Source organism: Flavobacterium sp. PLA-1-15, from assembly GCF_049060005.1.
Taxonomy (GTDB): Bacteria; Bacteroidota; Bacteroidia; order Flavobacteriales; family Flavobacteriaceae; genus Flavobacterium.
Window position 1 is genome coordinate 15,964 of sequence record NZ_JBMGQS010000021.1, and the last position, 13,318, is coordinate 29,281.

Annotated in this window: 12 protein-coding genes; 10 read left to right on the forward strand and 2 right to left on the reverse strand. The window is 34.7% G+C overall.

Features of this window, described 5'->3' with window-relative positions:
* The first annotated feature begins 47 nt into the window (after positions 1-47).
* The 9 genes from ACI6PS_RS12085 to ACI6PS_RS12125 all read left to right on the forward strand — a co-directional run bounded on the left by ACI6PS_RS12085 (position 48) and on the right by ACI6PS_RS12125 (position 9,446).
* Positions 48-992 (forward strand): hypothetical protein, encoded by a 945-nt coding sequence (locus ACI6PS_RS12085; RefSeq protein WP_421012827.1) that lies wholly within the window; start codon positions 48-50, stop codon positions 990-992.
* A 9-nt stretch (positions 993-1,001) separates the two neighbouring features.
* A complete protein-coding gene (locus tag ACI6PS_RS12090) occupies positions 1,002-1,970 on the forward strand; it encodes a hypothetical protein (protein WP_421012828.1) in 969 nt (322 codons plus the stop codon).
* A gap of 4 nt (positions 1,971-1,974) precedes the next feature.
* Entirely contained in the window at positions 1,975-3,084 is a 1,110-nt protein-coding gene (gene glf / locus ACI6PS_RS12095) for a UDP-galactopyranose mutase (RefSeq protein WP_421012829.1), read from the forward strand.
* Positions 3,085-3,864 (forward strand): DUF4422 domain-containing protein, encoded by a 780-nt coding sequence (locus ACI6PS_RS12100; RefSeq protein ID WP_421012830.1) that lies wholly within the window; start codon positions 3,085-3,087, stop codon positions 3,862-3,864.
* Between the two features lie 48 nt (positions 3,865-3,912).
* Positions 3,913-5,766 (forward strand): DUF3413 domain-containing protein, encoded by a 1,854-nt coding sequence (locus ACI6PS_RS12105; RefSeq protein ID WP_421012831.1) that lies wholly within the window; start codon positions 3,913-3,915, stop codon positions 5,764-5,766.
* A gap of 61 nt (positions 5,767-5,827) precedes the next feature.
* Entirely contained in the window at positions 5,828-6,388 is a 561-nt protein-coding gene (locus ACI6PS_RS12110) for an L-threonylcarbamoyladenylate synthase (RefSeq protein WP_421012832.1), read from the forward strand.
* A gap of 47 nt (positions 6,389-6,435) precedes the next feature.
* The gene (locus tag ACI6PS_RS12115) at positions 6,436-6,810 is read left to right on the forward strand and encodes a GxxExxY protein (RefSeq protein ID WP_421012833.1); all 375 of its coding nucleotides are present in this window, start codon (positions 6,436-6,438) and stop codon (positions 6,808-6,810) included.
* A gap of 23 nt (positions 6,811-6,833) precedes the next feature.
* Positions 6,834-8,267, forward strand: coding sequence for a CCA tRNA nucleotidyltransferase (locus ACI6PS_RS12120; RefSeq protein ID WP_421012834.1), 1,434 nt, complete (start codon positions 6,834-6,836; stop codon positions 8,265-8,267).
* A 156-nt stretch (positions 8,268-8,423) separates the two neighbouring features.
* A complete protein-coding gene (locus ACI6PS_RS12125; RefSeq protein ID WP_421012869.1) occupies positions 8,424-9,446 on the forward strand; it encodes a COX15/CtaA family protein in 1,023 nt (340 codons plus the stop codon).
* A gap of 71 nt (positions 9,447-9,517) precedes the next feature.
* Here the strand turns inward: ACI6PS_RS12125 and ACI6PS_RS12130 are convergent, their stop codons facing one another.
* Together ACI6PS_RS12130 and ACI6PS_RS12135 are read right to left on the reverse strand one after the other, a co-directional pair.
* A complete protein-coding gene (locus ACI6PS_RS12130; protein WP_421012835.1) occupies positions 9,518-11,329 on the reverse strand; it encodes a DUF6029 family protein in 1,812 nt (603 codons plus the stop codon).
* Positions 11,330-11,337: 8 nt separating this feature from the next.
* Complete coding sequence (locus ACI6PS_RS12135) at positions 11,338-11,814, reverse strand: TlpA family protein disulfide reductase (RefSeq protein WP_421012836.1); 477 nt, start codon at positions 11,812-11,814, stop codon at positions 11,338-11,340.
* A gap of 137 nt (positions 11,815-11,951) precedes the next feature.
* Between ACI6PS_RS12135 and ACI6PS_RS12140 the strand changes: the two genes are divergently transcribed.
* A complete protein-coding gene (locus ACI6PS_RS12140) occupies positions 11,952-13,205 on the forward strand; it encodes an Omp28-related outer membrane protein (protein WP_421012837.1) in 1,254 nt (417 codons plus the stop codon).
* Positions 13,206-13,318: the final 113 nt, after the last annotated feature.

Below are 13,318 nucleotides of genomic sequence, written 5' to 3' on the forward strand. Positions count from 1 at the left end.
TTTTAAATCATCTCACAACAGAATTAGGTATTTCATATATTCCAAAAATGAAAATAACACTCATAAGTCTTGATAATTGGGGTTTTAATCAGCATTTGGCAGGTGCTATGTCCGAAAAAGGGCATGTTGTTCAACACATCAACTTTAATTCTTTTTCGTATAAATATCCTAGCTTCCTCTACAAGATTTATAATTTTCTCTTGAAGGCGTTTGCACGAAAAAACCTCAAGCATATTTACTACGGCAAGGAAATTCTTAAAAGATTGGAAGCTTTCGGACATCAGGATATCATCATCACCATGAAAGGGGATTTTATTGCTTCTGAAAGTATAATGGAATTTAAAAAGCATACCGATAAATCGATTGCTTTTTTTAATGACAACATCCGTAGGTACCCAAATATTGCGAATGTAATTCCGCTTTTTGACGAGGTATATTCTTTTGAAAAGGAAGATTGCAAAAAATACAATCTTAAGTTTAAAACAAATTTTATCTACAAGCAGGAAACGAGCGAAAGGACCACTTTTAAGTACCAGCTTTTTAATATTTCATCAAAAGACAGAAGAAGCAACACCATTATAAATATTGCCAAACAACTTAAAGATAAAGGGATCGAATACAAAATAATCATCTTTGACAAAAAACACAAGATCAAGGACAATGATTTTGTTGATTTGATTCGAAAGCCGATAGGTTTGGATGAAGTAAATCAATACATAAAGGATTCCAAAGTATTATTAGACATTCACCGGCAAAAGCAAGACGGACTATCTTTTAGGGTTTTTGAAAGTTTGGGGTTGCGTAAAAAATTAATCACTACCAACCAAGATATTAAAAATTATGATTTTTACAATCCTGATAACATTCAGATAATCGACTCCGAAAAACCAGAATTCAATGTTGCTTTTTTTGAAAAGCCATATCAGGAAATTCCAACCGAGATACTATCTAAATACCTTATCACGAATTGGTTTGAAGAATTTTTTACTTAATTTTATCCAATGACTAACAAAGATATCTATATATTATGTCCTCCAAATAATGCAACTGGAGGTCCTGAAGCTTTGCACCAATTAGGCCATCTTTTAAAAGAAATGGGCTATAAGGTCAAAATGCTTTACTCGAAAAGGAAAATGAATCCAGTACATCCTTTTTACCAGAACTATGACGTTCCTTATACTTTTAAAATAAGTGATAGTCCGAATAACATTGTCGTTATACCCGAATCGATGACCAACTGGATCGCGCGTTATCCTTTATCTGAAAAGAAAGTGTGGTGGCTGAGCCTTGATTTCTATGAAGTTTTAATGAACAGCCGTGAGGCAAAGAAAAACTGGATTAGGAAAATAGTGGTTCCCTACAAACATACGGAATACCGCTTTGAAAAGGATAAAACTGTAACGCATTGGAACCAATCACAAAGAACTAAAGAGTTCCTTTTGACCAAGGATTTGGACAACCCGATAGAATATTTATGTGATTATGTGACGGAGCTGTTTTTTGAGAATTTGCCAAATTTGAATGATTTCGAAAAGGAAAACATCATTACTTATAATCCGAAAAAAGGACTGGATAAGATTGGCCCAATCATCAACAGCCTTCCTCAATATAAATGGGTCCCGCTACAAGGAATGACACGTGTTGAGATGCGTGATTTATTGAGAAAAACAAAATTGCATGTAGATTTTGGTTATTTCCCCGGAAGGGATAAAATTCCGCGTGAAGCATTGGTTTCAGGATGCTGTTTATTGACCGGTAGAGATGGAACTTCTGGTTTTAAAGAAGATTTGGGCATTCCAGAACAGTACAAACTTCACGAAAATGAAATCACGGTTGAAAATGCGAGTGCAAAAATCAATCACATTATGGAAAATTTCGAAACGGTTAGACAAGATTTTCTTTCGTTCAGGGAATTTGTAATGGGCGAAAAAGAAAGAATGATTGCTGACATTAAAAAGATATTTCGCTAGAATTATGAAAAAAGAATACGACTATTTAATTGTAGGCTCAGGTCTTTTCGGGAGTGTTTTTGCTCATGAAGCAACAAAACGTGGCAAAAAGTGCTTGGTAATTGACAAGCGTAATCATCTTGGCGGAAATGTGTATTGTGAAAACGTGGAGGGCATCAACGTTCATAAATACGGCGCACATATTTTTCATACTAATGATGAAACGATTTGGAATTATGTCAATCAATTTGCAAAATTCAATCACTACGTAAATTCTCCAACAGCTCTCTCCAAAGGAAAATTATACAATCTTCCGTTTAATATGAATACTTTTTATCAACTTTGGGGAACAAAAACTCCTCAGGAAGCTCATGATAAAATCAATAAGCAGATTGAAGAATACGGAACTAACAACCCTAAAAACCTTGAAGAACAAGCACTTTCATTGGTTGGAAAAGACATCTATGAAGCTTTAATTAAAGAATATACCGAAAAACAATGGGGACGAAAGACGACAGAACTTCCTGCTTTTATCATCAAGAGGCTTCCTGTGCGTTTCACTTTCAATAATAATTATTTCAACGATAAGTACCAAGGAATTCCTGTTGGTGGCTACAATAAAATCATCAATGGTTTGCTCGAAAATATCGAGTGTAAAACCAATATCGACTATTTTCAGAACCGCGAACATTATGATTCAATTGCTCATAAAACCGTTTTTACAGGTAAAATAGATGAGTTCTTCAATTTTGAACATGGAATGCTGGAATACCGTTCCCTTCGATTTGAAAATGAAATTTTAGATACGGATAACTTTCAAGGAAATGCTGTTGTAAATTATAATGATGCTGAGGTTCCTTATACAAGAATAATTGAACACAAGCATTTTGAGTTTGGCAATCAGAAAAAAACAGTAATTACAAGAGAATATCCAGAAAATTGGACTCCTGAGAAAGAAGCCTACTATCCGATAAATGATGAAAAAAATCAGCAAATTTTTAATATTTATCAAAAAATGGCAGAAAAAATAAATAATACTATATTTGGGGGCAGATTAGCCGAATATAAATATTATGACATGCATCAAATAATTGGCTCTGCTTTGATGCATGTAAAAAAAGAATTTAAGGAATAAATGAAAATCATAATTGCGACTCATAAGGATAAATGTTATTTCGATAATTCGATTTTCAGACCTATTCAAGTCAACTGCGAAAGTGCTACTTATACTATCGACAAGGATTATTATCAAGATGATTCAGGTGAAAATATTTCAAGGAAAAATCAAAGCTTCTGTGAGCTGACGGCTTTATATTGGAGTTGGAAGAATTTACGCGAAGAGGACATCTTGGGATTGAACCATTACCGCAGGTATTTTAATTTTCTTAATAATTCGCTATTTAAACCTCACCGGATTTTAGAGGTGAACGGAAACGACCCAATCATTGAAAGGCACAATTCTGGAGCAGTCAAGATTACAGAACGTGTAAAGAAATGGCTGAATAAAAATGATGTCCTACTCCCTTACAAAAGACACATCAAGGTCAATAAAAAGTATATGTCGATTGCCGATGAATACTGCAAAAATCATATAGAAAGTGATTGGAAAACGACAATGGAAATCATTGTAAAAAAATATCCTGAATATCAAGAAAGCATCGATAAATACCTAAACAACAGCAATGAAATCTATTTGATGAATGTTTTTGTTGCAAAAAAACAATGGGTTGATTCTTATTGTAAATGGCTTTTTGATATTCTTTTCGAAGTTGAAAAAAACATCACTATAAGCGAAGATCCTTATCAAAGGAGGGTTTTTGGATTCATCAGCGAACGCTTGTTGACTTTATATGTCAAACACAATGAAAGCAAAGTAAAAGAAATGCAGTTACTATTTATAAACGATAAATTTTAAACTTTAACTTTTAACATTAAACACTCCACAATTACATCAATCAAGGGAATGCAATTAAATAATAATCAATTTATTAAGCAACTATATTTAGTTTTCTTACTGAATCTATTAGTCGTTTTTATTATTTCTAAATCATATATCGATTATTTAGAATTCTCGGGAGGTTTTTTTCCAAAGATTTATTTTTTATTGAATACAGTAGGACATTTCGGACTTTTAACTTTATTCCCCCTACTCTTAACTTTACTGATTTTTTGGATAACAAAAGCACGAAAAGCTTCAAAAATTGTGTTCTCAACATTGAGTGTGTTTTTTATTTTGGTTTTAAAGCTTGATGCCAATATCTTCAGTCAATTCAGGTATCATTTATCGCCGTTGGTATTCAATTTAATGTTTGGTAAAAGAGCATCCGACACTTTTCAATTCTCTCTATACAATATCTTGATGGCGATTTTTTTTATCGCTCTCATCATAGCGTTGCAATTTCTTTTTTATTTCATCGCAAAGAAAATCGTTCTCCGAAGAGAGAATTTAAAAATCAAAATAACGTCTATCAGCTTTGTAATCCTCCTATTGTTTACAAATCTAACCTATGCCTGGGCAGATGTAAACTTCTACAGGCCAATTACACAGTATAAAAATATTTATCCCGCTTTTTATCCGCTAACTGCCGAAAGTTTGATGCTAAAATTGAATCTGGTTGATGCTGAAAAGATTGCAAAGAACAATGCCATAAACGACATGATTGAAGAAAATGGACTTCAATATCCGTTACATCCAATTGTTACTTCAGAAAGTAAAAAAAAGAAAAACATACTTTTCCTGATTATAGATTCCTGGAGGTTCGATTGCATGACACCCGAAATTACTCCAAACATCTACAACCTTTCTCAAAAATCACAACACTTTTTGAATCACAAAAGTGGCTCAAACATGACTACTGGCGGTATTTTTACACTTTTCTATGGCATTCCTGCTACCTATTTTGAATCGTTTACAGGTGTTGGAAAATCCCCCATATTCATGGACGAGCTTCGAAAGCAAAATTATGAGTTGGGCATTTTTGGAAGTTCTACTTTGGAAAATCCTCCCTTCAACAGAAATGTTTTTGCCAACATTCCAAATTTAAGGTTGTTTTCAAAAGGTAACACACCATCTGAAAGAGATATTGAAATTACGAATGAATGGATGGCAAAAATTGATACGCAGGAAGCCAATAAACCTTTCTTTGGCTATCTATTTTATGATGCCGCACACGGTTTTGACTATCCTAAAGACTACAAAACGCCCTTTAAGCCTAGTTTAGAAGAAGTAGATTATTTAGAATTGGATGATGATTACGACAGCAAACCTTTAGTGAACAGGTATAAAAATTCATTGCATTTTATTGATAATGAAATCGGAAAAATAATCAAACAACTAGAAGAAAAGAATTTATTAGAAAATACAATTATCGTGATTACTGGTGATCATGGTCAGGAATTCAACGACAATAAAAAAGGTTATTGGCAACATGGCGGTAACTTTTCCAAATATCAAATTCAGGTTCCGATGCTTGTTTTCGATTTTTCAAAACCTAAAAAGCAATACAATCATCTGACGCTACATTATGATATCGCCCCTACTTTGATGACTTCTGTCCTAGGTGTAAAAAATCCAATTGCCGATTATAGCTCAGGTCAAGATCTATACAATACAAAAGAAAGAGATTGGTTTGTTTGCGGCTATAATCAAAAGTATTCTGTTATCGAAAAAACCAAGATAACCAACATTCATGCATCGGGTCTTTTTGACATCTTGGATAAAAACTTGAATCCTATTGAGGAAGATTTGAATTATGACATTATTGGAAAGGCTTTGGAAATCACCAATCAATACTACGCCAAAGAAGCAAAAAAATAGTTTCTTTAAACCTAAAAGGTTGCCTAACTTTGTAAAATCTTAATATTAGGATTTTATTATCATGAACGAAGAAATACACAAAGCCTACGAGGTCATAAAAGATGGAGGTATAATTTTATACCCTACCGATACTGTTTGGGGAATTGGCTGTGACGCAACTAATCCTGAAGCAGTTGCAAAAATATACGCATTGAAAAGACGTGCCGAAACACAAAGCATGATTGTCTTGATGAACGGAGAAAAGATGATGTATAATGTTTTCAAGGAAATTCCTGAAACTGCCTGGCAAATCATGGACTTATCCGAAAAGCCAACCACTTTGATTTTAGACAAACCGCGAAATGTGGCACCAAACATCATTGCATCTGATAACACTCTTGGAATTAGGATTGTAAAAGAACCCTTTTGCTTCAAGCTTCTGGAGCGAATGAAAAAACCTTTGGTTTCTACTTCTGCCAATATTTCCGGAGAACCTACACCAAAAAGTTTCAAAGAAATTAGTCCTGAAATTATAAAAGGCGTTGACTATGTTGTAAATTTGCACCACGATAAAATTGCCGGAAAACCTTCAACAATTATAAAATTGACGAACGATTCCCAGGTCAAGATCATCCGAAAATAGTTTTTCTTTAAGCCACTGATTCACAGATTAATTACAACCTATACAAGATGTCCGAATATTTATACGAAGAAGACACTTATAAAATTATTGGAGCTTTGATGGAAGTTCATAAAAATCTGGGAAAAGGTTTTTCTGAAATTGTTTACAAAGATGCCTTCGAATATGAATTAAAGAAAATTCCTTTTTCTTTTGAAAGGGAAAAGGAATATTCCGTTCATTACAAAGACGTAGTTTTGAATCATAAGTTTTATGCCGATTTTGTTGTACTAGATAAAATCATCATTGAAATTAAATCCACTGATGGATTGCATGAAAAACACATTTCACAATGCTTAAATTATTTACACGTTTCAGGTCATAGACTTGCAATCCTGGTTAATTTCAACAAAACATCTCTTGAGTATAAAAGAATCATCAAGTAGTATTAAAAAAAATCTGTGAATCTGTGGCTACAAAATATAACTACAAACAAGCCCTACATAACCCAATATTTGAAATAATCTCAAAAGCCGCACAAGAAATTGGCGTAGATAGCTACGTTATTGGTGGTTTTGTAAGGGATTTTATATTAGAAAGAGATTCTAAAAAAGACATCGATATTGTGGCAGTTGGAAGCGGAATTGAACTTGCCTTGAAGGTTTCGGAATTGCTTCCAAGAAAACCAAAAGTGCAGGTTTTCAAGACCTACGGAACGGCTATGCTTCGATTTCAAGACATTGATATTGAATTTGTTGGTGCCCGAAAAGAATCCTATCACTTTGAAAGTAGAAATCCCGTCGTAGAGAATGGAACTTTGGAAGACGATCAAAACCGTCGTGATTTTACCATAAATGCGTTGGCTCTTTCGCTAAGCAAAGACAATTTTGGAGCACTTCTTGACCCTTTCAATGGTTTGGAAGATTTGAAAAGCAAAATCATAAAGACGCCACTTGATCCAGACATCACATTTTCTGACGATCCTTTGAGGATGATGAGGGGAATTCGATTTGCAACACAGTTGAATTTTGATATCGAAGAAAAATCTTTAGCATCGATTACCAAAAATGCGGAACGAATCAAGATTATCTCTGGCGAACGAATTGTGGAAGAATTGAACAAGATTCTTTCTACTGATAAACCTTCAATCGGTTTCTTACTTCTGTACAAAACAGGATTGCTGGATATCATTCTGCCCGAATTGACTGCCTTGAACCAAGTAGAAGAAATTGAGGGCCATACGCACAAAAATAATTTTTACCATACATTGGAGGTAGTGGATAATATTTGTCCGAATACGGAGGACGTATGGCTTCGCTGGGCGGCTTTGTTGCACGATATTGGGAAGGCTCCAACAAAACGCTTCAACAAAAAACAAGGTTGGACATTTCACGGACACGAATTTTTAGGTGGGAAAATGGTCAAAAGGATTTTTGAACGCTTGCACATGCCTTTGAATCAGAAGATGAAGTTTGTTCAGAAAATGGTGATCATGAGTTCAAGGCCGATTGTCCTTGCCCAGGATACGGTTACGGATTCTGCCGTACGACGTTTGGTGTTTGATGCCGGTCAGGATGTGGATAACCTGATGACGCTTTGTGAAGCGGATATCACCACCAAAAACCCATCGAAGTTTAAGAAATACCACAGTAATTTTGACATTGTTAGGAAGAAGATAATTGAGGTGGAAGAACGCGACCATGTTCGACAATTTCAACCGCCGATTACGGGTGAAGAAATTATGGAAATGTTCAATTTGAAGCCTTCAAGGGAAATTGGGATTTTAAAGGAAACCATCAAGGAAGCGATTCTGGAAGGAGAAATTCCGAATGAATATGAAGCCGCTTATGAATTATTGATGAAAAGAGCCGCTAAATTGGGATTAACACCAGTTTCAAAATAAGCGCACAATCTAGGGAAAGATTCTGAAACAAAAATGAATTTTCCTCTAGCCCTGATGGAAGTGGAAATCCTTTTCTTTTTTTTCTTTAAAAAAAGAAAAGATTGGAGCGTACAGCAGGAATATGGATTACAAACACAAAACAGAGATTCGTTCAAAATGAAAAAAGAAAATAAATCGGTTATTATCTGGCTGTTATCAGGTTGCTTGCTTTTGTTTATTATGGTTGTGGTTGGCGGGATTACGAGGCTGACGAATTCGGGGCTTTCGATGACGGATTGGCACTTGGTGACGGATACTTTTCCACCGATGACGGACGAAAAATGGAATGCGGCTTTTGAGGAATACAAAAAATTTCCGGAGTACCAGAAGATCAATATCCACAATGATTTTACGGTTGAAGACTATAAGTTTATTTATTTCTGGGAATGGTTTCACCGTTTTATTGGAAGGATAATCGGGTTGGTTTTTGTGGTTCCGTTTGTGTATTTCCTGATTAAGAAACGTTTGAGTTCTGAGACGATAAAAAAATGTATCATTCTTTTGCTAATGGGCGGTTTCCAAGGTTTTCTTGGTTGGTTTATGGTGAAAAGTGGATTGATTGATCATCCGGATGTGAGCCATTTTAGGCTTTCGTTACACTTGACCTTTGCTTTCATCACGTTTGCCTATACACTTTGGGTAGCTTTGGATTTGATTTATCCGGACAAAAAAGAGGCGATTTTGCCTTTGAGAAAATGGGCGCGAATTACGATGGTTTTCTTGATTATTCAGATTATTTACGGGGGTTTTGTAGCTGGTTTGAATGCCGGCCTGATTCACAACCACTGGCCGATGATGAGCGAAGGGCAATTTATGCACGAAACTGTTTTGATTGAACAGCCAACGCTTTTATTGAACTTAACGGAAGGAAAAAGTGGCGTTCAATTTGTTCACAGGACGATGGCGTATGTTGTGGTTGGATTGATCGTGTTTCTGTTTTTTAAAAGTAGAAAATTCGCTTTGACCGCTCAACATAAAATGGGAACAAACGTTTTGGTGGCTTTTGTTTTTGTACAATTTTTATTGGGTGTTTTCACGCTTTTATTGCAAGTCTCGCTTTGGCTGGGATTGGTGCATCAAATTATGGCATTTTTCCTTTTAAGTGCAATGGTTTATACGTTGCATCGCTTTAGCAAGTAGGATTTTTTATAAGAATAGAAAAGCCGATAACTGAAGTTATCGGCTTTTTTATTTTTTAAAGTATTTTGTTTTTAGAATGATGTACTGATTCCAAATGACAAACCTGTACTTGCCGGAACAAAACGGCAAACTCCTCCTGCACAAACCAATCCACCTCTTTGTCTACCGTAACCGATAGTGAATCGTGAACTGCTTTTTCTGTAAGTAATTCCAGCATTGTAGAAGTGGATATCAAAAGAGTCTGTATCTCCGGCAATTAAATGTGCTCCTTCTTCAAAACCATAATTGTACATGTCCATTACATAGATGGACCAGTTTAGATTATGATTGTACTCTAAGGACAACGAAGCCCAATTTCCTCTATCGTTGTCGGCCCACATGTGTTCTGTTCCCACTGTAATGGAACGTGATCCTGAGAAATTATAGATTCCTTCGGCAAAAAGGATATTGGCTTTAACCACATTTTCCTGTGCAATCCCTCGGATATACTGATCATTATAATATTGGTTAATGTACATCAAAGTTCCTCTAAAATCGGATGAGAGCTTTTTAGAAATTTCGATATTGTAATCAGAGAAATATTTTTCTTTTCCGCCTAGAAATTTAGCTTCATAGTTTGGCTTGTAATTTCCTAAACCATCTAAAAAGGTATATTTTGCATCAAGATTAAACCAATTGGATACATTCAAGGCAACTTTGGTTCCGTATTTACCTCCAATTGCGCTACCTTTTTTGAAATTATAGAATACATCAATCTGTCCGCCAATTTCACCAGCTTTTCCAAGATCTTCATTGATAAAAACTTTATTCTGAGCTTGATAAACATAGATATTTGCCAAATTAGAATGATGTTGTTTGGTTAATGCTGGGGTAAAATTTAAAACTCGATCATTATAATTGACGCTGATTTGTTCCGGACCATAAACAATTGGCTCACGATCACTCAAAAACACCATATTCTCCATTCTTCGAAACGTTGCATCAATTCCTAATCCTTTTTCGGAATAACCTAAATTTACCAAGAGTGCACTTCCAGGCTTTATGAAATTATAGTTGACATTTGTTCGTTCCAAAACGGGTTCTTTATCCTTGAAGTTGTATTCTGAAGACATGTAAAAACCACCTTTAGAAAATCCTAATCTTCCAGAGTAAGCACCTGTTTTCTCATTAAATTTTGGATTTTCTACTTCTGCAGGAATATCCTGACTTCGCATAACATAGCTGAATCCAGCCGTCAAAGTATAGGTTTCAGCATCTAAAAAATTGGTAATATCTAAATCCGTATTAACTCCTAAAATATTGGCTTCTGATACTTGAAATCCTGATTTTTGCTTTCCGTACAATGCTGTTAAGGAAACTGCTTCAATTGGTTTAAAATTAACCTTACCTCCACGGATTGCTGTATTGATTCCCAAGGGACGGTCTTCCCAAGCACGAAGCAATAGTCCGCTTCCGAATTGTTCATAGAAATGACCAGCTGTGATGTCTAAAGTCTTTGATTTATAATTGGCATAGAATAGAGAAATATTAGAATAGTAAATTTTATCTAAAACTTCTCCAATATTCATTTTTGAATTATATCCTCCAAAATCTGATGCTACAAATTGTGGATTGTAATTTAAAAGTGCCTGCTGGTAATAGGCTTCAATTTGAGTTCCGACTGTAAATCGTCCGTAATTTGCTTTAAGGTTCAAATAATTGTTTGATCGAAAAGGATCTTCCGGATGCTGAATACCACGTTTTTCATCATTTAGATACCATTGTGCATTTGATTCAAAACCTCCATTAAACTTTAATTTAGTTTTAGAAATAGTGTCTGTTTCTTGAGCAAAAGCGTTAACGGCTGACAATAATATTAGGCCAAGGGCTACTGTTTTTTTCATTTAATGAATTATAAAGATTTTAGTTTTTCAAAAAAATCTTTTTCGCCTCCAGGAGTGTGGCCTGCTTGCTCAAATACGATTTTACCATTTTTTACAACAACTGTATAAGGCGGATTAGCAATTTGCAAAGCACGTTTTAAATCCTGATTTGAATCTAAAAGCACTGTATAATCCCAACCTCTTCCATTAATTAATGGCTTTACTCTTTTCTCGGTTCTAGAGTCATCGATTGAAACCGCTATTAATTCTATACTTAAATTTTCTTTCCATCCATCATAAACATCATTTATCGCGTCTAATTCTTGGATACATGGAGCACACCAGGTTGCCCAAAAAACATAAACATAGATTTTATCAGTTTCCTTGAAATTTGATTGGATATTGACAGGCTTGTTTTCTATCGATTTGAGCGTTACGTTTGGTAACTCTTTTTGAGCATTTGCCATTGATATGGCAAAGAGAAATAGGAAAGTTAATTGTTTCATAATTTTTAGTTTGATGTGCAAATAAACAAAAAAAAAATAATTATACACTTATTAAAAAAAATATATTATTATTGCAAAATATAACATCACCAAACTATTAACTAACTATTACCTTAATTTTTATGAAAACAATTAAATTGTTACTGTTAAGCATCCTATTCATTGGGCTTAACGCATGTTCTTCCTCAGATGAAGAAGAAGAAACTACAACGGGTGGAGCAACTGCAATTACCCTAACTCCAAGCACAGCCACTCAAATGGTTGGTGAGGACATTACTTTTGTAGTAAAAACTGACACAGGTGAAGATGTAACTATGAGTACTGCACTAGTTGCTGGAACATCTCCAATATCTAATGCAACATATACTACACAAACTGCTGGAGATGTAGTTATTAAAGCAACTTATCAAGGATTGACAGCTACTACAACTGTTAAATTTACAGATGTACCTACAACATCAATTACGCTAACTGCTAACGTTACTACACAAGCTGCTGGTGACAACATTATCTTTACTGTAAAAACAAATACAGGGATCAATGTTACTTCATCTGCCGTGATTACAACGGGAACTACAACAATTGAAGGAGGCATCTTGAATTCTCCAACTGCTGGTTCATTTGACGTTTCTGCTACCTACCAAGATTTTGCTTCAGAAGTTGTTACTGTAACATTTACTCCTTCTATTAGCTTTACTAAAAGAGTGTTGATTGAAGATTATACTGGAACATGGTGTGGATATTGTCCTCGTGTTTCTCAAGGAATTGAATTGGTTAAAGCGGCAACTGATAAAGTGGTAGTAGCGGCAATCCACAGAGGAAATGATCCTTATAATTTTGAAGCTGGAGTTCTTGAAAATTTAATTGGTCTTGAAGGATATCCAACTGCTATGCTTAACAGAAAGACAGATTGGACTTATCCAGAGCCTAATAACGTACAACAAGTTGTTAACCTTACAGGAGGGATTAAACCTAAAGTTGGTCTAGCAATAAACTCTACTGTATCTGGTGGAAATATCAATTTAGAAGTAAAAACTAAATTTGGTACTAATATGACTAATGCAAAATTAGTGGTATATATCTTGGAAAATGGATTGATCTACAACCAAGTTAACTATACAAGCTATTTTGGTGGAGGAAGTGTGATTCCTAATTTTGTTCATGAGCATGTTTTAAGAGCTAGCTTAACAAACTTATTGGGTGACGCATTTACAAGTGCAGAAGCTGTATACGAAAATGAAGTAACAAGAACTTTCAACATTCCAGTTCCTGCAAACGTTGCTAACGCTTCAAATATCGAATTTGTTGCATTCGTTGTTGGATCAGATAACAAAGCACTTAATGTTAGAAAAGCTAATCCAGGTGAAAACCAAACTTTTGAAATCGAATAATTGATTTTATAAATAAATTAAAACGCTCCAATACGGAGCGTTTTTTTTGCTTTTAAATATCTTGTAACATTTCTAGAAAATCCTATAACCGAATATATTTTAAATAAAGCCAA

What these genes read in the sequence shown, in the direction of transcription:
- ACI6PS_RS12085 (WP_421012827.1), top strand. Translation starts at nt 48, where the DNA reads ATGAAAATAACACTCATAAGTCTTGATAATTGGGGTTTTAATCAGCAT.
- ACI6PS_RS12090 (WP_421012828.1), top strand. Translation starts at nt 1,002, where the DNA reads ATGACTAACAAAGATATCTATATATTATGTCCTCCAAATAATGCAACT.
- glf (WP_421012829.1), top strand. Translation starts at nt 1,975, where the DNA reads ATGAAAAAAGAATACGACTATTTAATTGTAGGCTCAGGTCTTTTCGGG.
- ACI6PS_RS12100 (WP_421012830.1), top strand. Translation starts at nt 3,085, where the DNA reads ATGAAAATCATAATTGCGACTCATAAGGATAAATGTTATTTCGATAAT.
- ACI6PS_RS12105 (WP_421012831.1), top strand. Translation starts at nt 3,913, where the DNA reads ATGCAATTAAATAATAATCAATTTATTAAGCAACTATATTTAGTTTTC.
- ACI6PS_RS12110 (WP_421012832.1), top strand. Translation starts at nt 5,828, where the DNA reads ATGAACGAAGAAATACACAAAGCCTACGAGGTCATAAAAGATGGAGGT.
- ACI6PS_RS12115 (WP_421012833.1), top strand. Translation starts at nt 6,436, where the DNA reads ATGTCCGAATATTTATACGAAGAAGACACTTATAAAATTATTGGAGCT.
- ACI6PS_RS12125 (WP_421012869.1), top strand. Translation starts at nt 8,424, where the DNA reads ATGAAAAAAGAAAATAAATCGGTTATTATCTGGCTGTTATCAGGTTGC.
- ACI6PS_RS12130 (WP_421012835.1), bottom strand. Translation starts at nt 11,329, where the DNA reads ATGAAAAAAACAGTAGCCCTTGGCCTAATATTATTGTCAGCCGTTAAC.
- ACI6PS_RS12135 (WP_421012836.1), bottom strand. Translation starts at nt 11,814, where the DNA reads ATGAAACAATTAACTTTCCTATTTCTCTTTGCCATATCAATGGCAAAT.